General features: G+C 61.2%; 16 protein-coding genes and 2 pseudogenes. 16 read left to right on the forward strand and 2 right to left on the reverse strand.

Features of this window, described 5'->3' with window-relative positions; all coding sequences use genetic code 11:
• Positions 1-32: 32 nt before the first annotated feature.
• Positions 33-3,722 (reverse strand): PAS-domain containing protein, encoded by a 3,690-nt coding sequence (locus NKH12_RS09235; protein WP_352952821.1) that lies wholly within the window; start codon positions 3,720-3,722, stop codon positions 33-35.
• Positions 3,723-4,282: 560 nt separating this feature from the next.
• Between NKH12_RS09235 and NKH12_RS30575 the strand changes: the two are divergent.
• The 13 genes and pseudogenes from NKH12_RS30575 to NKH12_RS09295 form a co-directional block, all read left to right on the forward strand.
• Positions 4,283-4,690 (forward strand): annotated as a pseudogene (locus tag NKH12_RS30575) (FAD-binding oxidoreductase); the annotation flags it as partial.
• Positions 4,691-5,311: 621 nt separating this feature from the next.
• On the forward strand, positions 5,312-5,560 hold the full coding sequence (locus NKH12_RS30580; RefSeq protein ID WP_502910771.1) for a BBE domain-containing protein: 249 nt from the start codon (positions 5,312-5,314) through the stop codon (positions 5,558-5,560).
• A gap of 721 nt (positions 5,561-6,281) precedes the next feature.
• Positions 6,282-6,548, forward strand: a complete 267-nt coding sequence (locus NKH12_RS09245; protein ID WP_352952823.1) for a hypothetical protein — start codon at positions 6,282-6,284, stop codon at positions 6,546-6,548.
• 74 nt (positions 6,549-6,622) lie between these two features.
• A pseudogene (locus NKH12_RS30585) lies at positions 6,623-6,896 on the forward strand (winged helix-turn-helix transcriptional regulator); the annotation flags it as partial.
• Between the two features lie 433 nt (positions 6,897-7,329).
• Positions 7,330-8,361 carry a substrate-binding domain-containing protein gene (locus NKH12_RS09255; RefSeq protein ID WP_352952824.1) on the forward strand — a complete coding sequence of 344 codons (1,032 nt, stop codon included), beginning with the start codon at positions 7,330-7,332 and terminating at the stop codon, positions 8,359-8,361.
• A 111-nt stretch (positions 8,362-8,472) separates the two neighbouring features.
• Positions 8,473-10,014, forward strand: a complete 1,542-nt coding sequence (locus NKH12_RS09260) for a sugar ABC transporter ATP-binding protein (RefSeq protein ID WP_352952825.1) — start codon at positions 8,473-8,475, stop codon at positions 10,012-10,014.
• Between the two features lie 19 nt (positions 10,015-10,033).
• Entirely contained in the window at positions 10,034-11,023 is a 990-nt protein-coding gene (locus NKH12_RS09265; RefSeq protein WP_352952826.1) for an ABC transporter permease, read from the forward strand.
• Positions 11,024-11,051: 28 nt separating this feature from the next.
• The gene (locus NKH12_RS09270; protein WP_352952827.1) at positions 11,052-12,032 is read left to right on the forward strand and encodes a sugar-binding transcriptional regulator; all 981 of its coding nucleotides are present in this window, start codon (positions 11,052-11,054) and stop codon (positions 12,030-12,032) included.
• The gene (locus tag NKH12_RS09275) at positions 12,029-13,024 is read left to right on the forward strand and encodes an aldo/keto reductase (protein WP_352952828.1); all 996 of its coding nucleotides are present in this window, start codon (positions 12,029-12,031) and stop codon (positions 13,022-13,024) included. The genes NKH12_RS09270 and NKH12_RS09275 overlap by 4 nt, the downstream gene beginning before the upstream one ends.
• An 18-nt stretch (positions 13,025-13,042) precedes the next feature.
• A complete protein-coding gene (locus NKH12_RS09280) occupies positions 13,043-14,779 on the forward strand; it encodes a glycerol-3-phosphate dehydrogenase/oxidase (protein ID WP_352952829.1) in 1,737 nt (578 codons plus the stop codon).
• Positions 14,752-15,594 carry a class I fructose-bisphosphate aldolase gene (locus tag NKH12_RS09285; RefSeq protein ID WP_352952830.1) on the forward strand — a complete coding sequence of 281 codons (843 nt, stop codon included), beginning with the start codon at positions 14,752-14,754 and terminating at the stop codon, positions 15,592-15,594. The genes NKH12_RS09280 and NKH12_RS09285 overlap by 28 nt, the downstream gene beginning before the upstream one ends.
• A 27-nt stretch (positions 15,595-15,621) precedes the next feature.
• Complete coding sequence (locus NKH12_RS09290) at positions 15,622-17,136, forward strand: FGGY-family carbohydrate kinase (RefSeq protein ID WP_352952831.1); 1,515 nt, start codon at positions 15,622-15,624, stop codon at positions 17,134-17,136.
• Entirely contained in the window at positions 17,133-18,755 is a 1,623-nt protein-coding gene (locus NKH12_RS09295) for a GMC family oxidoreductase (protein WP_352952832.1), read from the forward strand. The genes NKH12_RS09290 and NKH12_RS09295 overlap by 4 nt, the downstream gene beginning before the upstream one ends.
• A gap of 100 nt (positions 18,756-18,855) precedes the next feature.
• Here NKH12_RS09295 and NKH12_RS09300 read toward each other — a convergent pair whose 3' ends face one another.
• Positions 18,856-19,644, reverse strand: a complete 789-nt coding sequence (locus NKH12_RS09300; RefSeq protein ID WP_352952833.1) for a class I SAM-dependent methyltransferase — start codon at positions 19,642-19,644, stop codon at positions 18,856-18,858.
• Positions 19,645-19,759: 115 nt separating this feature from the next.
• On the opposite strand from NKH12_RS09300, the gene NKH12_RS09305 reads away from it, so the two are divergent.
• Genes NKH12_RS09305 through NKH12_RS09315 form a run of 3 tightly spaced genes read left to right on the forward strand, consistent with a single transcriptional unit; the run spans position 19,760 to position 22,726 of the window.
• Positions 19,760-20,890, forward strand: a complete 1,131-nt coding sequence (locus NKH12_RS09305) for an ABC transporter substrate-binding protein (protein ID WP_502910768.1) — start codon at positions 19,760-19,762, stop codon at positions 20,888-20,890.
• Positions 20,880-21,947: a FecCD family ABC transporter permease gene (locus NKH12_RS09310; protein ID WP_352952834.1), complete on the forward strand. Its 1,068-nt coding sequence runs from the start codon at positions 20,880-20,882 to the stop codon at positions 21,945-21,947. The genes NKH12_RS09305 and NKH12_RS09310 overlap by 11 nt, the downstream gene beginning before the upstream one ends.
• Positions 21,941-22,726 carry an ABC transporter ATP-binding protein gene (locus NKH12_RS09315; RefSeq protein ID WP_352952835.1) on the forward strand — a complete coding sequence of 262 codons (786 nt, stop codon included), beginning with the start codon at positions 21,941-21,943 and terminating at the stop codon, positions 22,724-22,726. Before NKH12_RS09310 ends, NKH12_RS09315 begins: the two co-directional genes overlap by 7 nt.
• Positions 22,727-22,960 lie beyond the last annotated feature (234 nt).

Genomic DNA, 22,960 nt, shown 5'->3' on the forward strand with positions numbered 1-22,960 from the left:
CCCCTGAAGTGACGTGCAAATCCACTGATCTGTCAAGTATTGTTGTTGACCAGATTCGCGACAAACGAACGGAGCTCGTTAGGTTTGATCGGTTTCTCGAGATAGGGCCGTTTCGCGGCGCGCAGGAACATCTGCGCGTCCGGGCTGATCGTGTCCCCCGTCAAGAAGGCTAACCTGTCGAGCTCGGCCGGATGAAGCTTGGCAATCTGGTTGAACAATCCCCGTCCATCCATATCAGGCATTTTCAGATCGCTCAGGATGAGCGCGAAAGTGCGGTTCTGGAGGTGCAGCAGCGCTTCTTCGCCGGATCTGGCAATGGTGACCTTGAAACCATCTCGCCTGAGCACCTCAGCAACCAGCTCACCCACTTCCTCTTCGTCGTCCACCACCAGACAAGCAATACCAGTTGAATTCGGGAGCTCGTCTTCGGCCGTTTCGGCTCGTTCCTCGATACGGCCCGAAGCAGGCAGGGAAAGTATGAAGGTCGAGCCACCCCCCTCGGGGGATTCGACCTCGATGGTTCCTCCATGGGATTGAACGATCCGATGACAGAAGGACAGCCCGATCCCAGTCCCTGCCCCAATCTCTTTGGTCGTGAAGAACGGCTCGAAAATGCGGGGAAGTATCTCTTTGGGTATCCCCGGACCCGTGTCGGCAACGCTGACGACTATGTTGCCGGTCGTGGGATGAAGCCGCGTTGAAACCGTGATTGTCCGTCGCCCTTCCCAGCCGTGCAGCGCCTGTTCTGCATTGACAAGCAAATTGATCAGCACCTGGCCAAGCTGATCGGGATCCGCCCAGATCGGGGGAAGGCCAGGTTCAAGATGAACTGAAAGCCCAATGTCCGACGATCGAATCGAATAGCTCGCCACTTCCACCGCTTCGGAAATAATGTCATCGATTGCAACGTTTGAGGTTCGCGTCGGCTGCTGTCTGGCCATAGCCAGGAAAGTCTTGACGATCCTGGCGCAGCGTTCGGCTGCCTTGCTCATCTTGTCGGCGCGTTCCACGACCTTGGCGTCGGTAGCGGTCTCCTTCAACAGCGATGACAGGCCAAGCACCACCGAGAGCGGATTATTGAGCTCATGCGCGACCCCCGCCAGCAATCCGCCGAGCGCCGACATTTTTTCGTTCTGGTGCAGCGTCTCGCGCTGGCGCTCCAATTCCTGCTGCATTTCGATTCGGTCGGTGAGATCGTAGGCGTGGGAAACGATCACCTTCTCACCATGGTAATCGATCAGTCGAGACGAAATCGAGCACCAGCAGATCCTACCGTCCTTGCGTTTGAGCTGGGTTTCGAAATCGTCGACCAACCCCGTCGCGAGCAGCCGCTCAACGTATCGCATCCGTTCTGAAGGATCGACATAGTAGTCGATGGCGCTGGTCACGTTGCCGAGCAGCTCAACGGTGGCGGGACTGCGGTAGAGCAGCTTCCCGTCATGCGCGCGGGTCATCTGGATGTTGACGGGGCAGGCTTCGAGGACTTTGCGGACCATTTCATCCGCTTCCTTAGCGGCCTCCTCGGCCCGCTTGCGCTCTGTAATGTCGACACGGGTGACCACGAACCCGCCTTCGCGGGTTGGACAGTTCGAGACGAAAAACCAACCGCCGTCCGTATGACGGAATTCCTGTTGCCGGAACTCGCGGCGGTCCCTTGCCCTCTCGGCAAGCCAGTCGTCGATCTTGTCCCGTGGAACCGAAAACTGGTTGCGCTCCGCGGTCACGCGGAGGAACTCGAACCAGTTCACCCCGGGAACGAGCACATCCGCGCTTATCGCATGCATCTGGCGGTACCTGCTGTTGGCCAGCACCAAGCAATCGTTCTTGTCGTAGAGGGCAAACCCTTCGGCCAGAGATTCGATCGCGTCGATCAGCCGCTCGTTTGCCTTGCGCGTTTCTTGCTGGGCGGCGATCATGTCGGTGATATCAGTCGTGTTCGACACGATCACTTGCCTTCCCTGGAAATCGATCAGGCGAGCGGAAATCGAGGCCCAGAAGGCCTTGTTTTCCGTGTCGTACTGCTGGACCCGAAAATCATCGATCCTGCCCTTTTCGATCAGGGTGCGCTCCAATATTGCGCTATAGTCTGGATCGACATAGTGGTCGGTTATTCGAGGGCGATCGGCGTAGAGATCTCTGGTAGCAGGATTGCGGTAGAGCGTTTCTCCTTCGAACGTGGTCATGTGTATCGGCGAAGGGCAGGCATCGAGCACCTGTTGCAGCAGAGCCGTGGCGTCGCGCTCGGCAGCCTCAGCCTTCTTGCGCCCGCTGATGTCGGCGCGCGTTACGACGAAGCCGCCAAGATCGGTGGGATGTATCGATACCGAGTGCCATTTGCCGTCGGAGAGGGGGACCTCGAAATGGGAGTGGAACTCGATCCGGTTTTGGATCCGCTCGCCGAGCCACTCGTCCTCGCGTCCAACCGCGTTGCGGTACACGCCGCGCCTGGCGGATTCGCGAAGGAGCTCGTTCCATTCCACCCCCGGTTCAACGAGATCCCGCACTGGGTGGTTCAGCTCGCGGTAAAGACTGTTGCACATGACCAGGCGGTGATCTTCGTCGTACAGTGCGAACCCCTCGGAGAGTGATTCAACGGCGTCTGCGAGCATCTCCCGCGCCGCAGCGACTTCGCCGTCACGCTTCTTCTGCTTGGTCACATCGGCGATGCCGGCGAGAACCACTTGCCGGCCCTGGAACTCGACGATCCTGAGATTGCCCGTGGCCCAGAACTCCTGGCCGTCGGGTCTTTTAAGAAGCACTTCGCAATTTTCGACGACGCCCTTTTGCATGAGCTCTCGATTGATTTCCCGGTGTTTCTCGGGGTCGACAAAGTAGTCGCCGAGCCGCACCGTCTCGCGTTGCGCCTTTTTGCTCCATCCAAGCAGCCGTTCGGCAGCATTGCTCTGGTAGATGAGTTCCCCCGAACTTGCATCGTTCATCCATACCGGCAACGGATGATGCTTGATCAGGAAACCGAACAGATCCTCGCGCTGCTTCCGTTCCGTGATGTCCAATACCCCGATGATGAGCGAGGAGCGCCCGCCATAAACGCCGCGGCGGCAGTTGGTCGAGCACCATACGGTCGATCCGCTTGTGTTTCTAAGCTGGATTTCGCGATCCCGCACGATGTCGCTGTTGCTGGCGAGAGAACTGATTTCATCGAATTCGCCAGTATTCACGAAATGATCCGTCAGGAATTGCGGCTCGTTCGGGGTCCATTTTCGGCCAAGCAGGTTCGACGCATCGAGGCTTTCGTAGACGATTTGCCCGCTTCCCGCGTCCACCACCCAAACGGGCAGCGGGTGACTGTCCGTGATGCAGCGGAATATCTCCGCGTTTTCCAGGTGCGCGATCTGCGCTCGCTTCATGTCGGTAATGTCGACGCTTACCAGGGCCATGCCACCATTCGGCCGAGGATGTGCCGTGAGTAACTTCCACCGCCCATCCAAAGTCTCCGCTTCAACTGGAGCGTCGTCGATTTGCGTCCATCGCGCCGCGGCGCTTTCAACGAACGCGTTGCCGGGCTCGATGGGGCGGCCGTCGAAACTTTTCAGATATGCGAGGGCTTCGGCGACTGCGGCAATGGCGTCCATCGGCCGCATCTCGCCGCGGTCGAGCCGCTGGCTTCCGAATATCTCCGGATTGCTGTCGACGAGAACATGATTGGCGTCAAAAAGGGCATAGCCTGTGTGTGTGGATGGCACCGGATGATCAGGCCGCATGGTCGTTCCCTTTGTTCACGTCATCTCCCGAGGGCGGATACTAGACCCTCTTTGTTTCAGCATACATTCAGACGCTGCGTGATTTGTTTCAACTGTTTCGGCTCGTGGGAGTCATCGCCAGCGCTGACGTGAAAACGAAACTCTATCCGATCCTCCGGAAAAACGGCCGAAACACGAATGGCCTAGGTTGCACGACCGACATCACGGATCGAGCAAACGACTCGGACCATAACCAGCCACAAAATGCCGCCTGTCATCCGTGGGGCGCGCGCTGAAACAAACGAAACACTCCCACCGCACCACAGAAAAACGTCTGAAACGAAGGCGGTGTATGACAAGAAGAGCCGCAGATGCGGCAAATTCAACCGGCGAAACGCAAGTGTCCAGCGCTCAGGACGAACAATCTAGTCTTGGCGATTGCCGACGCGTCTTGCTCTGAAACCTGAGGGTTCAATATGGATAAGCCAGTTACTTCGTACGATTTCCCCGACCGGCTCCTCGCGAGCCTTATTGACCAAAACCATCCGGCCTATGAAGAAGCTCGCAGGCTCTACAACGCTATGATCGACAAGCGGCCGCGCTGGATCGTCCCCTGCGCCGAGGTCGCCAACGTCGTCGCGGCAGTCAATCATGCCCGAGAGAAGCATTTGCTTCTTGCCGTTCGCGGCGGCGGCCACAACGGTCCAGGCTTCGGCAGTTGCGACGGCGGCATGGTCATCGACATGTCGCCGATGAAACGGGTCGATATCGATCCCAGGACCAGCACGGTCCGCGTCGAGGCCGGCTGCACCCAAGGTGATGTCGACCGCGCCACCAGCGCTCATGGGCTGGCGGTGCCGGCTGGCCTCGTCTCGACCACAGGCATCGCCGGACTGACGCTGGGCGGCGGCACCGGCCATCTAACGCGCAAACACGGCCTCACCATCGACAATCTGCTTGCGGCCGAGGTCGTGCTGGCCGACGGCAGCGTCGTGACGGCAAGTGAGGACGAACACCCGGAGCTGTTCTGGGCGCTGCGCGGCGGCGGCGGCAACTTCGGCGTCGTGACGCGCTTCACATTTCAGGCGCATCCAGCGAAGGATGTCTATGCCGGGCCGATCTTCTTCGACATCGCACATGCCGCAGAGATCATGCGCTGGTACCGCGACTTCCTGCCCGGAGCGCCGCGAGAGCTCGGGATGTTCTTCGGCATCAAGACGGTGCCCTCCTGCGACCCTTTCCCGCGCGAGATCTGGGGACGGCGCGTCTGCGCGCTGATCAGTTGCTACAACGGCGCGGAGGAGGCCGGCATCCGGGCGATGCAGCCCGTGCGCGACGCGCTTCCCAAGCCTCTGATGGACGGTATGATGCAGATGCCCTTCGTCGATCTGCAGGCGTTATTTGATCCGCTGCTGCCGAAGGGCTTACAGTGGTACTGGAAGGGCGATTATGTCGATGAGCTGTCCGATGCGGCCATCGCTGCCCATGCCGAGCACGGCTCGAAGACCCCGAGCGAGCTGTCGCTGATGCATCTCTACCCGATCGACGGAGCGGTCCAGGAAGTGGCTCCGGACGCCACCGCCTGGGGAGCGCGGCGAGCGCGTTGGTCCATGGTTATCGCCGGCATCGACCCCGACCCGACGAAGGCGTCGGAGCTGAGGCGCTGGGCAAGCGAGTATTGGGCCGCGGTGCACAAGCACAACCCGCATGGTGGCGCCTATATCAACTTCATGATGGATGATGAAGGCGAGGCGCGCGTACGCGCCGCCTACGGCGCCAACTATGAGCGGCTCGTCGCGGTCAAGCGCAAATACGATCCGGCGAACCTCTTCCGCGTCAACCACAACATCCGGCCGTAAGCCGAGGCTGAGCCTGTCCGTCCTTGGGTCGCGCCGAGGCGGACAGGCCTGTGGCATGCGGAAGCCGGTGTCGCGCCATCGAGGAAGACTCTCGTCGAATCTTCGACGAGCGGCCCGCCCCGTCGCGCGTGCCGCTGAAACAAACGAAACACTCCCACCGCACTACAGAAAAACGCATGAAACGAAAGCGGTGTATGACAATAAGAACCGCAGATGCGGCAGATTCAGCGGGCGAGATACAAATATCCAGCGCCATGGACGAACATCTAGTCTTGTCGAGGTGTCGATGCGTCTTGCTCCGAAACCTGAGGTTCAAAATGCATAAGCCAGTTATTTCGTACGATTTCCCCGACCGGCTCCGCGCGAGCCTTATTGACCAAAACCATCCGGCCCATGAAGCGGCTCGCCGGCTCTTACAACGCCATGATCGACAAGGGGCAGACGTCAATCCCACCACGCGACGGCTGATCGGGAACAGCCGCCATTCGTGCAGGCCGCGTTGAACGCCGCCGAACGGTGACGATCTCGGCTGCTATCAAGCAGCCCTCCGAACAGCGCACGAACGTAAGACAACCGTGCGCTGAACAACCTGCCGCCGCAAATCCAGAAGGATAGCGGTTGGTCGGTTTTTGCCCAAAGGGCATGAAAGACGGCTCATCGATGCGGTGCGGGGCACGGCGCGTTGAGGCCAAATGCTACCCTCAAAAGATGGAGAATTGAAATGCATAAGATCGTTCTTACCACTGCCACCTTCCTGTTTGCCTCCGGCATGGCTTTTGCTGGCAGCGACCACTATGGCTCCGACTACAGCCATGGCTCCAGCTCTTCGAACACCGGTCACCATTCGATGGTGTCCGACAACGCCTACGCAGTCGACCTCAGCGGCACAGCGAGCGTCAACACGGCCGACAGCGCACCGACCTCGGCAGGAAATTCGATCTTCGATATTCCCGGGCCCGGTTATGGCCAGGGGATCTGGGGCCGTTGATACCAGCGTTCGGCCGGCACGGTCGAGATTAGACCTCCAAGCGGCGGGCGCGCCCGCCGCTTGGAATCGTCAACGAGCTGCATCGCCGGGTGCCCGGCATACGGCTTCTCACCGAGCAACTCCGGGATTTGGAGGAGGCAGGACTGGTCAGCAGGACGGGTCTATGCCGAGGTTCCACCGCGGGTGGAGTGCCGCGTCAGCGAAGAAGGTGAAAGTCTCCGGCCTATTGTGGAGATGCTTTCGAAGTGGGCGAGGCGCGGCTCGAACGAAAGCGTACGAAGCAGCCTGCAACTCACGCCCGCCGGACTGTTTCGTGGAACCCATAGATGGCGGCAGTACGGAATTTGAGATAGCGTAAGGTGACCTTTTGGTTGGTGTGTTTGCCACGCGCAGCGGCTGCCCACGCAGACCACCCCCCTCAAATGTTTTCGCCTAACTGCTCTGTTAGCCAGCCAAATCCCGGGCGCTCAGCCCGTCGCCCCGCGTTCGTCAGCCTCGAAGCCCGCCTCCCTCCCGCACGTTCATATTTTTCGCTTCACCAACTGGCTCGTGAACCGCGCCGTTGTGCACGAAGTCAGCCCGCTGAGATAGCGAAGCGAGTGGTTTCGGTCGGCTGGGTGTGAAATATATTTCAGCATGTGAATTTTATTGACACTCAAGCCAACTCCTGCGAATGATCAGCTGCTGGGCCTCGGGAGGAGGTTCGGTCTCATCAACCACAAGCGGCGGCACGTAAGTGTCAGGCCGCCCAATTGACCAGGCTTCGGCCGAGGGAGGACTCTTGCGCAAATTTTTGAGCATGCTCGCCATTTCGGCAGCAGCGACCACAGTGTTGGGGGCAGGCCACGCCGCGGCCCAGGCCGCTAACCCGTTCAAGTGCGAGCCGGGTGAAAAATACGTCATGAACGTCATGGTTTCCGGCGTCGAATATTGGTTCCCGGTCTACGAGATGTTCAAGCAGGCTGGACAGCAGTTCGGTTGCGGGACCGAATACACCGGAACGCCCGAATACGATGTGAACAAGCAGATAGCGACATTCGACCAGGCGCTGGCTCAAAAGCCGGCTGGCATCCTGGTGCATCCGATGAACTCCGATCCCTTCATCGAGCCAATCAACCGGGCCATAGACCAGGGAACGGCAGTAGTCACATTCGCCGCGGATTCGCCGAACTCCAAACGAGTGTCCTACATCACCTCCGACAACGTCGCCGAAGGCACCTATGCAGCCGATGCAGTCGCCAAGGCGATGGACGGCAAGGGCGAATACGCGGTCCTCGAAAACCCCGGACAGGATAATCACGACAAGCGTATCGCCGCCTTCATCGCCCGCATGGAAGCCAAATGGCCGGATATGAAGCTCGTCGGCCGCGCGGCGTCGAACCAGGATGCGACGAAGGCCTATCAGGCCGTGCTCAGCCTTGCCCAGGCGCATCCCGAACTGGGCGCGGTGTTCATGCCGGAAGCCAACTCGGCAATCGGCGCCGCGCAGGCCGCGAAGGAAGGCGGCGGCAAGATCCGGGTTATGCTGGCCGACGTCAACGCCAAGATCCTCGACATGATCAAGGCCGGTGAAATCTTCGGCTCGGTCAACCCGAACCAGGGCATGCAGGGCTATATGGGCTTCATGCTGCTGTGGCTGGCCAAGCATCCTGAGCTGATCGATCCGATGAACGACGCCCGGCGGTCGGGATTCAACGGCATGGGCGTGCCTTTCGTCGACAACGGCTTTTCCATCGTCACTGCGGAAAACGCCGATGATTTCTATTGGGATGCCTACCTCACGCGGCGCGGCACCAAGGGCATCGAGGAATAAGGCTCGCCGCCTTTCGGGGGGGGCTCTCTCGGAAATGCTCGAACCGGACGGGGCGCGCGCGCCTCGTCGACCGGGCCATCATCGTCAATATCAACGCTGCAGGGGGACGGAGTGACTGCCGCCGCCATTCTTGAAATCCGCGACATCTCGAAATCCTTCGGCGCCATCAAAGCGCTGACCGGGGTCGATTTCACGCTGCAGCGAGGCGAAATTCACGCGCTGTGCGGCGAGAATGGCGCGGGCAAGTCCACGCTGATGAATATCATCGCCGGCATTGTGCAGCCCGACGAAGGCGCCATTCGTCTCGAAGGCAAGGACGTCACCATCGCATCGCCATCCGCCGCGCAGCGGCTTGGCATAGGCCTCGTCCATCAGGAAATCGCGCTCTGCCAGGATGCCACGGTCGCCGAGAACATCCTCATGGCGGCCATCAACAATCGGCGCGCGCCGCTGATGAATTTTCGCCGGCTCTACACCGATGCGCAGAAGATAATGGACCTGCTGGCGCCGATCCCGGTCGAGACGCCGGTCGCCGACCTTTCGATCTCCAACCAGCAACTCGTGGAAATCGCCAAGGCGTTGACGCTCGAATGCCGGGTGCTGATGCTCGACGAGCCGACGGCCGCCCTGACCGAGACCGAGGCGCAGCGCCTTTTTGCAATCGTCCGCGATCTCAAGGCGCGCGGAATTTCAATCATCTACATCAGCCACCGCATGGCCGAGATCTTCAGCCTGTGCGACCGCGTCACGGTGTTTCGTGACGGCAGATATGTTGCGACCGATTCTATCGCTTCGGTCACTCCCAATGATGTCGTGCGCAAGATGGTCGGGCGCGAAATCACGCAGCTCTATCCGCAAAAGCTCTCGCCTGAACGGCGCACCGGCCGCCCTGTGCTGTCGATCGGGAATCTCTCCCATCGAGAGGGTTCCGACGGCGTCAGCTTCACGCTTCGTGCAGGCGAAATTCTTGGCATCGGCGGGTTGATTGGCGCTGGCCGCAGCGAGATGGTCCAGACCGTTTGCGGCTTGCGCCTGAAGGTGTCGGGATCGGTCGAACTCAATGGCAAGCCGGTCAGCATCAGGACCTACAGCGATGCGGTGCGCGCGGGCCTGGTCTACCTCTCTGAGGACCGCAAGGCGTCTGGCCTGTTCCTGGACCTGTCGGTTGCCTCGAACATTTCCGCGCTGGACCTTCGGAAACTGACCACACCGCTTGGGCTGCTCGATCGCCGCGCCGAGGCAAAGCAAGCCACCGACCTGGTCGAGCGCCACGGTGTGCGCATGGGCGGCATCGAGACACAGGTGTCGACACTTAGTGGTGGCAATCAGCAGAAGGTGGCCATCGCCAGGCTTCTTTCGGTCGGTCCCAAAGTGGTCATTCTGGACGAGCCCACACGCGGGGTCGATGTCGGCGCCAAAGTGGAAATTCATCGCCTGCTTCGCGATCTCGCCGAGCGGGGCGTCGGCGTCATCGTGATTTCATCCGAGCTTCCGGAATTGATCGGGCTCAGCGACCGGGTGCTTGTCATACGCGAAGGTGCCCTCGTCGGCGAACTGGAGGCGGACGAATTGACCGAAGAAGCGATCATGCTGCTGGCTTCGGGTGTCCGCCAGCAACGATCAAACGCAAGGCAGGTTCACAATGTCGCTTAGACAGACCGGAGGAACCCTCATGGACGCTGAAATCAAGGCGAGCGCCCCCGGGCTTGGCGGGCGCAACTGGCTGCGTCTGGGGTCAATGCGCGAGGCGGGGCTGATCGCAATCATGCTGGCGCTGTGCATCGCGATGACATTCGCCTCGCCGCATTTCCTGACCTGGGGAAATTTCCGCGCCATGCTGATGAGCTTCTCCATTGAAGGCATCGTCGTGGTCGGCATGACGATACTCCTCATTGTCGGCGGCATCGACCTTTCCGTCGGATCGGTGGTCTGCTTCTCCATGGTCGTGTCAGGTGCTCTCTTCCTGATGGGATTGGACCCGTGGACCGCGAGCCTCATCGGCATAGGCGCCAGCGCGCTGATCGGCGCGGCGATGGGCTTCTTCGTAACCGTCATCGGGCTCAATCACTTCATCACATCGCTGGCGGCGATGGTGATCGTGCGCGGTCTCTGCCTTGTCATCACCAAGGGAACCCCGCTGTCGCTGTTCAGCCTGCCACCAGAGTTCAAGGCGATCGGCCAGGGCAGCTTCGGCAACGTGCCGTATGTCATCGTCATCTTTGTCGTGGTCGTGGCCATCTTCGACTTCCTACTTCGGCGCGCCACCGCCTTCCGCAAGGTCTTCTATACCGGCAGCAACGAGAAGGCGGCCCAGTTTTCGGGCATCAAGACCAAGCAGATCAAATTCTGGGTCACGGTCCTCTGCTCCACTCTCGCAGGCTTTGCCGGCGTCATCTATATGTCACGCTTTGGCGCTGCGACCCCGACCTTCGGCGCTGGCATGGAGCTCAACATCATCGCCGCAGCGGTGATTGGCGGAGCATCGCTCAATGGCGGCTCGGGCACAATCTTCGGCGCCATACTGGGCATGGCGCTGCTCTCGGTCGTCACAAGTTCGCTGATCCTGCTCGACGTTTCCGTCTATTGGCAGGACATGATCAAGGGATGCATCCTGCTCGCGGCGGTATCGATCGACCACTTTCTGCACCGCAGGAAATCCTGAGCAGCAGCGCGAGAGTTGAGCATCCATCATGTCACCACCCAATTCGCGGGACGACGTCACGATCGTCCGCCAGATGTATCAGGCGCTTGTGCTTCATTACATGGAAGCCAAGACGCAGGCGGAAATCGCCAAGGAGCTCGGCATCTCGCATGCGACCGTCAATCGCCTCATCAAACGCGGTCATCAACTCGGGCTTGTCGAGATCAAGATCAAGTCGCCGGTCGAGCAACTGATCGACATCGAGGCGCGACTTGTCGCGATAGGTGGACTCCAAAGGGCCGTCGTCGTCCCTTCCGTTTCGGACAATCCGCAGACTGCGCTTCAGCGTGTCGGTGAGGCCGCAGCCAGGCTGGTGCTCGAGACGATCAAGGACGGCGACACGATTTCCATTACCGGGGGCAAGGGGGTGAGTGCCGTCGTCGCCGGCCTCAAGCCGAGCCGCAGCTACGACGTCGAGGTAGTTCCCGCGACCGGCCTGGTCCAGGGCAAGCATTACACCGACGTCAATCATGTCGCGTCTCTGATGGCCGACAAACTCGGCGGCCGCGCCTATCAAATTCACGCGCCGCTGTTTGCCGACAGCCCGGCCCAACGCGACATGCTGATGGGCGTGCGGGCCGTTTCGGATGTTTTCAAAAAGGCGCGCGAAGCAACGCTTGCGGTCGTCGGCATCGGCTCCATCCTGGCTGACGATTCGAGCTACTACGATCTGCACCCGTCATCGAGCGCCGACCGGCTGGCCATCGAGCGCTCGGGCGCGGCCGGCGAGCTGCTCGCCCATCTCATAGACCGTAACGGCAAGCTCGCCGACTACAGCCTCAACCAATCACTGGTCTCGCTGACGCTCCAGGAATTCGCGACCATTCCGCAGTCGATCGGGGTCGCAAGCGGCGCAAGCAAGGTGGTCCCGATCCTCAGTGCCATGCGCGGCTCTCACCTCGATATCCTCGTCACCGACGAAACCACCGGCCTGAAGATCCTCGAGCTCGCCGAAGGAAATGCAGCATGAATTCTCGACAAATCACCCGCTCAATCGGCAAGTCCGGCGTTGTCACGTCGGCAGTCGGACTCGGCACCTGGGCCATCGGCGGCTGGATGTGGGGTGGCACCGATGAAGCAGAATCGATTGCTGCGATCCAGGCGTCCATCGATGCCGGCGTCTCGTTGATCGACACCGCGCCGGCTTACGGTCTCGGCCGCAGCGAGGAGATCGTCGGCAAGGCCATCAAGGGCCGGCGCGATCGCGCCGTCATCGCCAGCAAATGTGGCCTGAACTGGCACGCGAAAAAGGGCAACCACTTCTTCGATCAGGACGGAACGCCGGTGAACCGATATCTCGGCGCCGATGGCATCGCTTATGAAGTAGAGCAGAGCCTGAGGCGGCTCGGCACCGATTATATCGATCTCTACATCACCCATTGGCAGGACCCGACGACCCCGATTGCCGAAACAATGCAAGCGCTCGAACGCCTCAAATCCGCTGGCAAGATCCGCGCCATCGGCGCAAGCAATCTCAATGCTGCCGAGCTGCAGCAGTATGTCGCCGCCGGCCAGCTCGACGCGATCCAGGAAAGATATTCGATGCTGGATCGCGAGATTGAACAGACATTGCTGCCGATCGCGCGCCAGCATCAGGTTGCAGCACTCAGTTACTCGTCGCTTGCACTCGGACTGCTCTCAGGCGCCATCGATCCGGCGCGTGAGTTCAGCGGCGACGACCAGCGCAAAGACAATCCGCGCTTCTCTCAGGCCAACCGGCGCAAGGTAGCCGCGTTGAAACATGCCCTGACCCCGGTCGCTGAGATCCATCAGGCAAGCATGGCGCAGATCGTCATCGCCTGGACGCTGGCGCAACCCGGCATCACCTTCGCGTTGTGTGGAGCGCGAAACGCGACGCAGGCGCTCGACAACGCGAGGGCAGGGGAGATTTTACTGAGCGCGGCGGAACTGGGGGCCATCGATGCGGCGGTGGCCGGGCATCTCGTAGCGATAGACGCGTGATCGAAAGCGCATCCTGAGATGAATCGCATCCAGACGATTGCCGGCTTGCGCGAGAACCCCGACGTCGACGTGCTCGTCATAGGCGGCGGCATTAACGGCATCAGCGTGTTTCGCGAACTCGCTTTGCAGGGCGTCGATGTGCTGCTGGCGGAAAAGGGCGATTATTGTTCCGGCGCCAGCGCAGCCCTTTCCCGCATGGTTCATGGCGGCTTGCGCTACCTTGAAAACGGCGAGTTCAAGCTGGTCCGCGAATCTCTGCTCGAACGCGATCGGCTGTTGAAGAACGCGCCGCACTACGTTGCGCCACTGCCAACCACGGTGCCTATCTTCGACCTGTTCTCAGGCATAGCAAATGGCGCATTCCGCTTCCTTGGGCTAAGCCGTCGTCCGGGTCGGCGCGGCGCATTGATCATCAAGACCGGCCTGGCGATGTATGACTTCTTCACCGCCGCACGGCGTCTTGTCCCGACGCACAAATTCAGGAGCCGCGCTGAAACACTCAAGGTCTGGCCTGCAATCAATCCTTCTATTCGCAATTCGGCCACATATTATGATGCCTGGGTCAGCCACCCCGAGCGGCTGGGTACCGAGATGTTGCGCGACACCATGAAGGAAAAGCCGTCCGCCCGAGCGCTCAACTATGCACGCGTATCGCTCGATGACGCGAGCCTGGTGCTTAACGACCGACTATCTGGCGAAACGGTAGCCGTAAAGCCGCGGCTCGTCGTCAACGCCACCGGCGGCTGGATCGACCTGACCAATTCGGCGATCGGAGCCGTTGCGCCAAAGCTTATGGGCGGCACCAAAGGTTCGCATCTCATCGTCGACAATCGCGAGCTTCATGACGCGCTCGACGGCCACATGATCTACTACGAGAACGAGGACGGACGGATCTGCATCCTGTTCCCCTATCTCGGCAACGTGCTGGTCGGCTCGACGGATATCCGTGTCGACGATCCCGACCAGGCGTGCTGCATGGACGACGAGCGGCGATACATCCTGCAGTCGCTGTCGTTCGTCTTTCCCGGGATCGAGATCGCCGATACCGACATGGTCTTTCAGTTCACCGGGGTGAGGCCGCTGCCGATAAGCCAAGACAGTTTTACCGGGCGCATTCCCCGCGATCATTTCTGCGAGCTCATCGAGGGCGCCGGTATAGTGCCGCCGACGCTCTGCATGATCGGCGGAAAATGGACAACCTTCCGCTCGTTCGGCGAACTGGCAGCCGATATCGTGCTCGAGCGATTGTGCCGGCAGCGCGTCGTCGGCACCCAGAACATGCCGATCGGCGGCGGCCGCCATTTTCCCACCGCTCCGGCAAAATGGTGTGCAGAACGCGCGGCGACGTACGGTCTGTCGCTTGACCGCATGCACAGCCTCTTCGAGCGCTACGGTACCGGGGCGCATGCAGTCGCCGCCTATCTGGCATCCGGACATGATGAGATCTTGCCCGGCAGCGAGTACTCGGCCCGGGAGATTCGCTATCTCATCGCCAATGAATATGTCGAACAGCTGGAGGACCTGCTGCTCCGCCGCACGGCAATCGCCATCACCGGCGCTCTCTCTTCCGGCCTTCTCGATGCGGTTCTCGATATTCTCGCTGTCGAAAAGAACTGGGACGCCGCGCGAAAGGCATTCGAGCGAACCGATTTCCTTGCCCTGTTGCAACGCCAGCACGGCGTCGATCTCGACCAGCTATCCCGAAAAGACCAAGGAAGGAGCGCCGAATGCGCATCAACAAGAAAGTCCGCATGAACCGCTTGTTCGGCGGAGCGCGCTGTCTCGACGTCGCAATCGACCATGGCGTGTGCAACGAGCCGTCGTTTCTGGAAGGGCTAGAGCATATGGCCGGCGTCGTCGCCCAGCTGGTCGCCGCCGGACCGAACGCCATTCAGATGAATTATGGCCAGGCCGATCTGCTGCAGTCCTTGCCCGGCAAGGAAAAGCCAGCATTGGTCATGCGCATAGACATGGGCAATCCATATAACAAAACCCGCCATCGCTCGATGTGGGCCATCCTGCAGAACGAAGCCGAGCCACTGATCGGCGCGCTGGAGATGGACGCGGCCTGTGTGGTCGTCAATCTATTCATGCTGCCCGATGAGCCGGACCTGTTCCGGCAATGCGTCCAGAATATTGCCCGCGTTCGCGCCGACTGCGAAAGATTCGGCCTGCCGCTGATGATCGAACCGCTGGCGATGCTGCCCAACTCGGAGCGCGGAGGCTACATGGTCGACGGCGACCCCGAAAAGATCGTCACCCTGACCCGGCTCGCAAGTGAGATGGGCGCCGACATCATCAAAGCGGACCCGACTACCGATCCGAACGACTTCCATCGGGTCGTGGCGGCGGCGCGCTGTCCTGTCCTTGTGCGCGGTGGGGGCAGGGAGGATTTGCGCGCAGTCTTCGACAAGTCGGCAGCGCTGATGGCACAAGGCGCGGCAGGCATGGTCTATGGCCGCAACATATACCAGCATTCCAACCCTCGCGCCGTCGTGAGAGGATTGATGGCGATCATCCATGAGAATGCGGACGGCGCGGCGGCCTGGGAGCTCTACCAACAAGAATAATCTTTGGCGGCTTGGGAGGGAGCTTCAATGCAGCAATACATTCTGGGCCTTGACGCGGGCAACACCGTCATCAAGGCCATCATCTTCGACACGGCAGGTCGCGAACTCGCGCTTGCCGCTCGGGACGGCCGCTCCTGCATGCCAAAGCCCGGCCATGTCGAGCGAGACCTCGGCGAATTGTGGCGCAACGCCGTCGAGGTCATCCGCCAGTGCCTCGATCAGTCGGGCATAGATCCCCGCGACATCGCGGTGATCGGCTGCGCCGGCCATGGCAACGGGCTCTACGCGCTGGACCGCGGCGGCGACCCGCTGCTCGGCATCCAGTCGCTCGACACGCGCGGCGTCGGCATCGTCAGCGAATGGGCGGCTGCAGGCGTTGGCGACCAGACCTATGTCCACTGCCTGCAACGGCCTTGGGCGGCGCAGACGCCGACTCTGCTGGCGTGGCTCAAACGTCATGACCCGGCGCTTTTTGCCCGAATAGGCACCGTCTTCCTGTGCAAGGATTTTATCGTCAATCGCCTCACCGGCGCGCGCTCGACCGAGACCTCGGACATGTCGGGCTGCGGGCTTTTGCATCTGCCCGGCCGACGCTACGAGCGTGAGTTGCTGGCCCCATACGGGCTCGCCGATTGCATGGAACTGCTGCCGAACGTGCTGGAGGCCTCCGACATCGCCGGCCATATCACACACGATGTCGCCGCATCCACAGGCCTTCGAGCGGGCACGCCTGTGGTGGCGGGCCTGTTCGACGTCGTCGCCAGCGCCATCGGTTCGGGCGTCACCAGCACCGGCGCCGCCTCCATCATTGCCGGCACCTGGAGCATCAATCAGGTTATCACCGAAGAGCCGATCCGCGATCCGTCGATCTTCATGCTGTCGACGTTCGATCCGGTGCGCTACCTCGCCATCGAATCGAGCGCCACATCGGCCGCAAATCTCGAATGGATCGTGCGTGAGTTCTTCGAGCATGCGCCGCCGGCAGGCGCATCACCATTCGAGATCTGCAGCGAGCTTGTTGCTTCCGTCGATCCCGCGGGAGACATGCCGATCTACCACCCATTCCTTTACGGTTCGCAGCAGAATGGCAAGGCGCGTGCAGGTTTCTACGGCATCGCCGGCTGGCACACGCGGGCGCATCTGCTGCGCGCACTGTTCGAGGGCGTCGTCTTCGAACATCGGCGTCACGTCGAGACGCTTCGTCGAGCGGGAGCGACGGTCAGCCAGGCGGTTCTTTCGGGCGGCGGCTCGCGCAGCGCCGTCTGGCCTCAGATATTCGCCGATGTGCTTGATGTGCCGGTGACCGTAGCGCGCAGCCGCGAGACTGGTGCGCTGGGAGCTGCAATTGCAGCTGGGGCAGGCGTCGGCCTGTTTGCCGACTTCTCTGCAGGCGCGGCCGCGATGACCGCGCCCGACCGCTGCTACCAGCCCAATAGCGCGACCGCACCGGCCTATGAGCAGCGCTATCGTCTCTATGGCGAGATCAACCACGCCATGGGTCCGCTATGGGACAGGATGGCAAGCGAACGGATGTCCAATTGACACAGACCGCTGCCGATTTTGGACAATACGACTTCATCATCGTCGGCGCGGGTTCAGCCGGCTGCGTGCTGGCCAACAGACTGTCGGCCAATCCAGGCACGCGCGTGCTGCTGCTGGAAGCCGGCGGCAGCGACCGCTACCACTGGGTCAACATTCCCCTCGGCTATCTCTACTGCATGGGCAACCCACGCACCGATTGGCTGATGAAGACCGAGCCGGAGGCCGGGCTGAACGGTCGTGTGCTCAACTATCCGCGCGGCAAGCTTCTTGGCGGCTGCTCGTCGATCAACGGCATGATCTACATGCGCGGCCAGGCGGCCGACTATGATGGCTGGCGGCAAGCCGGAAATCTTGGTTGGGGCTGGGATGACGTGCTTCCATATTTCCGCAAGTCCGAGGACCATTTTGGTGGCGCGAACGACCTTCACGGCGCCGGTGGCGAATGGCGCGTCGAGCGCCAGCGCCTGTCGTGGCCAATCCTGGACGCCTTCCGCGATGCTGCCGAGGAACTTGGCATCCCCCGGACGGAGGATTTCAACGGCGGGACCAACGAAGGATCGGGCTATTTCGAGGTCAACCAGAGGAGGGGCGTGCGCTGGAATACTTCAAAAGCGTTCCTACGCAGCGTACTGCGGCGGCCGAATTTGCGCGTCGTGACCGGCGCCGAGACCGAGAAGCTAGATTTCGACGGAGCTTGCGTCACTGGTGTTATTTTCCGCATGGGCGGTCAACTGCATCGTGCGCGGGCAGGCGAGACGATACTTGCCGCCGGCGCGATCAATTCGCCGAAGCTGCTCGAGCTTTCCGGCGTCGGCCGACCTGCCGTGCTTGGCGCAGCAGGAATCCCGGTTCGCCGCGCGCTGGAAGGCGTCGGCGAGAACCTGCAGGATCATCTGCAGATCCGCACAGTCTTCAAGGTCGCCAACGCCTCGACGCTAAACCAGCGCTACCACAATCTGTTCAGCCGCGCGGCAATGGGCGTCGAATACGCCATCCGTCGCACCGGACCGCTGTCGATGGCGCCGAGCCAGCTTGGCATCTTCGCCAGAAGCGACCCACGCCTGGAGACGCCCGATCTCGAATACCATGTCCAGCCGTTGAGCACTGACCGGCTGGGCGAGCCGCTGCATCGCTTCCCCGCGGTCACGGTTTCGGTCTGCAACCTCAGACCGGAAAGCCGCGGCACCGTCCACATAGAGGCGTCCGATCCGCAGACTGCCCCGAAGATCCGGCCGAACTATTTGTCTACCGAGGGAGAAAGGACCGTGGCCGTAGCATCGCTCCGCCACGTCCGCCGCTTGATGAAGGCGCGCGCCGTTGCCCGTTTCGCGCCTGAGGAAATGCTGCCCGGTGCACACTATGAAAGCGACGAAGATCTCGTCCGCAAGGCAGGCGATATCGGCACTACGATTTTCCACCCGGTCGGCACCTGCAAGATGGGCGCAGGCTCGATGGCGGTGGTCGACGGCCGGTTGCGGGTGCACGGCATTTCTGGCCTGCGCGTCGTCGACGCTTCGATTATGCCGACAATCGTTTCCGGCAACACCAACTCTCCAGTGATCATGATCGCGGAGAAGGCATCGGAAATGATCTTGCAGCACGCCAACCAGGAGAAGTAATCCTCGGTGGCGCGTCTGAGCTGACGCAGACCGGCAGCTATTCGCAGTCGTGCCGTCGCGTGCCCCACAGAGCGACCGATTGCCGGCAACGCCGAGGCGTTTACTGCGGCTTTGTCGCGCAGATCGCGAAGCGATGTTGAGTGGCGCGTTCGAGCGCCTTGGGCCAACTCATCTGACGAGCCTGAGCGCGATGAATTGCGCCCAGTTTCCAGTCGATGACCGGCTGCTCCAACCCGGCTTCGGCCAGCAAGCGCCCTATCTCTTCCGCCCGTGCGCCGCCTGAGAAATAGACACGAGCAAGAATGCTCTGGTGGCGTCTGGCCATGGAGGCGCCGTCCTTGTCCGAGACCTGGGGCTTGCCGGCCGTGAACTTCTCCCAAAGTTCCCGCAAACTCATCGCCCAGTTGCGGCTGACGAAATCGCCGTCGATGACCAGCAGCTTGCCGCCGGGCTTCAGCAGCGAGAACCATTCGGCAAAGGCCGCCTTCGGATCCACCAGCGTCCAGACCAGGTGACGGGTAACGATGACATCGTAGCTCGCCTTGTCCTCGAGCGTCCGTTCGGCATCCCTCACGATGAAGCGGATATCGGCGCCGCGTTTTTGTGCCTTGGCGCGCGCCTTGGCGAGCATGGCTTCCGACCAGTCGAGGCCTGTCACCACAAAGCCTAGATCGTGCATCAGATGCGAAATCACGCCTGTCCCACAGGCGAGATCCAGAGCCGCCCGCCCGGCGCCTGGCCCAAGGTGCCTGCGTATGAGCGCATGCCAGGCAGCGCGCTCCCGCTCGGAAAAAATCTCGTGACCGACCTGCAGGTCGAACGTCTCGGCGCGTTCGGACCAATAGTCCCGAATTTCATCGCGCAGCGAATAGTTTGCGTGAGCCGTCATTGCCCGAAACGCTCTCCCCTAAAGCGGTACATTGGAATTGCTCTAAAAGATAATTCTTGATTACACAATTCATGTTTTCTAAAGCCGGGCCGGTAAACTGAATTGCGAGAGCCCAATGATTTTGAAGTCGATATTCGCGGCCGCGGTCGCCCTCGCGGCCTCCATGCCGCTAACCCACGGCGCGCGCGCCGAAACCGTCACCGACATTAGCGGCCGCAAGGTCGAGGTGAAGACGCCGGTCGAGAAGGTCATACTTGGCGAAGGCCGGCAGATCTACCTGATCGCCGCGCTCGATACCGACAACCCCTTCAAGCGAATCGTCGGCTGGCGCGAGGATTTCTCTCAGGCCGATCCCGACAATTACGCCGTCTATCTGGAAAAATTCCCCTCGATGGCCACGATACCGACCTTCGGCGGTTTCAAGGACGGCACCTTCGACGTCGAGCAGGCCATCGCGCTTCAGCCGGACGTGATGATCATGAACATCGAGTCCAAGCAGGCGACCGAGGACGCGCAATATATCGAAAAGCTCGCCGCCGTTGGCATCCCGGTGGTCTATGTCGATTTCCGCGAGCATCCCTTCACCAACACCGAGCCGAGCATGCGCCTTATCGGCAAGCTCTTTGGCCAGGAAAAGCGGGCCGAAGAGTTCATCGCCTACCGCGCCGCGCAGATCGCGCGCGTCACCGAGGTGATCGCAAAAGAGGATCCCAAGCGCCCGACCGTCTTCGTCGAGCGCGCCGGGCGCTATTCCGACGATTGCTGCATGAGCTTCGGCAACGACAATTTCGGCAAGTTCGTCGAGATGGCCGGTGGCCGGAATATCGCGGCGGATCTGATCCCGGGCACTTTTGGCGCGCTCAATCCCGAACAGATCATCGCAAGCGATCCTGACCAGGTGATTGTCACAGGCGGCAACTGGGAGGCCTATGTGCCGGGCGGCAAATGGGTCGGCGGCGCGCCCGGCGCCGACGAAGCGGCAGCACTGAAGAAACTCAAGGGCCTGACGGAGCGGCCCGCGCTAACCGGCATCAAGGCGGTGGAGAACGGGCAGGTCCATGCAATTTGGCACCAGTTCTACAACAGCCCCTATCAGTTCGTGGCCATCCAGCAGATGGCCAAATGGCTGCACCCCGACCTGTTCGCCGATCTCGACGCCGAGGCCACCTTCAAGGAACTGCACGAGAAGTTCCTGCCGGTCGCGTATAGGCCTGGCCATTGGGTCTCGCTTTCCGATGAGCAGTGAACCCGCTGCACTGTCGGCCAAAGAAGGGCGCGGCCTCTACCGCGCTCTTGTTCTGCGCAAGCAGCTCATGCTCGCAGGGCTCGCCCTGGCGCTGCTCCTGAGCCTTTGCGTCGATCTTGCGCTCGGACCCGCAAGCTATAGCCTCGACCAGGTGGTGCTCGCCCTCGTTTCTCCCGGCAGCGTGCCGCTTCAGGTGCGCGTGGTGCTGTGGGAAATCCGGCTGCCCATCGCGCTGATGGCCGTGGTCGTCGGCGCAGCACTGTCGGTCGCCGGCGCCCAGATGCAGACCATCCTCAACAATCCGCTCGCCAGCCCGTTCACGCTCGGTATTTCGGCGGCGGCCAGCTTCGGCGCCGCGCTGGGGCTGGCCTTCGGCGTCGCGCTCATCCCAGCCGCGATCGAATATATCGTGCCGCTCAACGCCTTCGTGGTTGCCATGCTGACCGCGCTCGTCATCCACATGCTGAGCCTCAAGCGCGGCGTGACGGTCGAAACCATCGTGCTTCTCGGCATCGCGCTCGTATTCACCTTCAATGCGCTGCTGTCGCTCGTCCAGTATCTTTCCTCAGAGCAGGCGCTCGCCGCGGTCGTGTTCTGGACCATGGGAAGCCTCACAAAGGCCACCTGGCCCAAGCTCATCATCACCAGCCTCGTCCTTCTCGCAACGCTTCCGATATTCGCGCGCCGCGCCTGGGCGCTGACGGCGCTGCGGCTAGGCGAAGACAAGGCCGCGAGCTTTGGGGTCAAGGTCGCGCGCCTGAGGCTCGAAACTATGATGATGGTGAGCCTGCTCGCCGCCATTCCCGTCGCCTTCGTCGGCACGATCGGCTTCATCGGGCTGGTCGGTCCGCACATCGCCCGCATGCTGATCGGAGAAGATCAGCGCTTCTTCCTGCCCGCTTCCGCGCTTGCCGGCGCGCTCATCCTTTCGGCGAGTTCGGTTGCCAGCAAGTCGCTCATTCCGGGCACGATCTTCCCGATCGGCATCGTCACCTCGCTTATCGGCATTCCCTTCTTCATCTCGCTGATCCTCTCGAATGTGAGGCGCTCATGGTAACGATCAGGCTCGATGGTCTCGGAGCCTTCCACGGCGCGCGGCTCGTCCTTTCAGACATTTCAACTCCCATTTTTCGGGGTGGCGAGGTGGTCGCCGTTATCGGGCCCAATGCAGCGGGCAAGTCGACGCTGTTCAAGCGCATCGCAGGAGTTTTGAAGGGCCCGGGGCGTGTCTGCCTCGAGGGGGCGGCGAAGGGACCGGACGGCATCTGCTATATGCCGCAGGATACGGCAGCCAACGCGGTGCTGACCGTCTATGAATCGATCCTGCTCGCCCGCAAGCAGGGCTCGGCCTGGTCGGTCGGCGATGGCGACCTCGCACTCATAGACGGCATCCTGGCCGCGCTCAGCATTTCGGATATTGCCTTTCGCAATGTCGGCGAACTGAGCGGCGGACAAAGGCAGGTGGTAAGCATTGCCCAGACGCTTGCCCGCGAACCTGAAATCCTGCTGATGGACGAGCCGACCTCCGCGCTTGACTTGCACCGGCAGGTCGAGGTGCTGAGCTTCATGCGCGGGCTTGCGCGCAAGCACGGGATCGCTGTGCTGATCGCAATTCACGACCTCAATCAGGCCCTGCGCTTCGCCGACAAATGCATCGTCATCGCCGAGGGGCGGATGATCGCCTGCGGCACGCCGGAAGATGTCGTCACCCCGGCGCTTTTGCGTGATGTGTACCGCGTCGAGGCGAGGATCGAGCGCTGCTCGCGGGGCATCGGTCATGTCATGGTGGATGGCGTCGCGGCTGAAACGGCAGCGGCTGCATCGATAGCAGCTTAGCCATCTATGGTCGAAGCCAAAAACCTAGAAATAGATCGAACATTCTGCTATAAACGGCTGAATTGAAAATATTTTCTATCACCCGGGCGGCTAGTTGGGCGACGAATGGAGGTGCTCACTCACGACCGCTGCAGTGCTTCGACGAGCCGCTGTTGTACGAGCTACCTTGGGTAGACAGAGGTCGTGAAAACGCGCGATAAGGTTAGCCTGCGCTAGATTTAGAGATGGCCGGGG

This window comes from Mesorhizobium sp. M1322 (assembly GCF_040318085.1).
GTDB lineage: Bacteria > Pseudomonadota > Alphaproteobacteria > Rhizobiales > Rhizobiaceae > Mesorhizobium.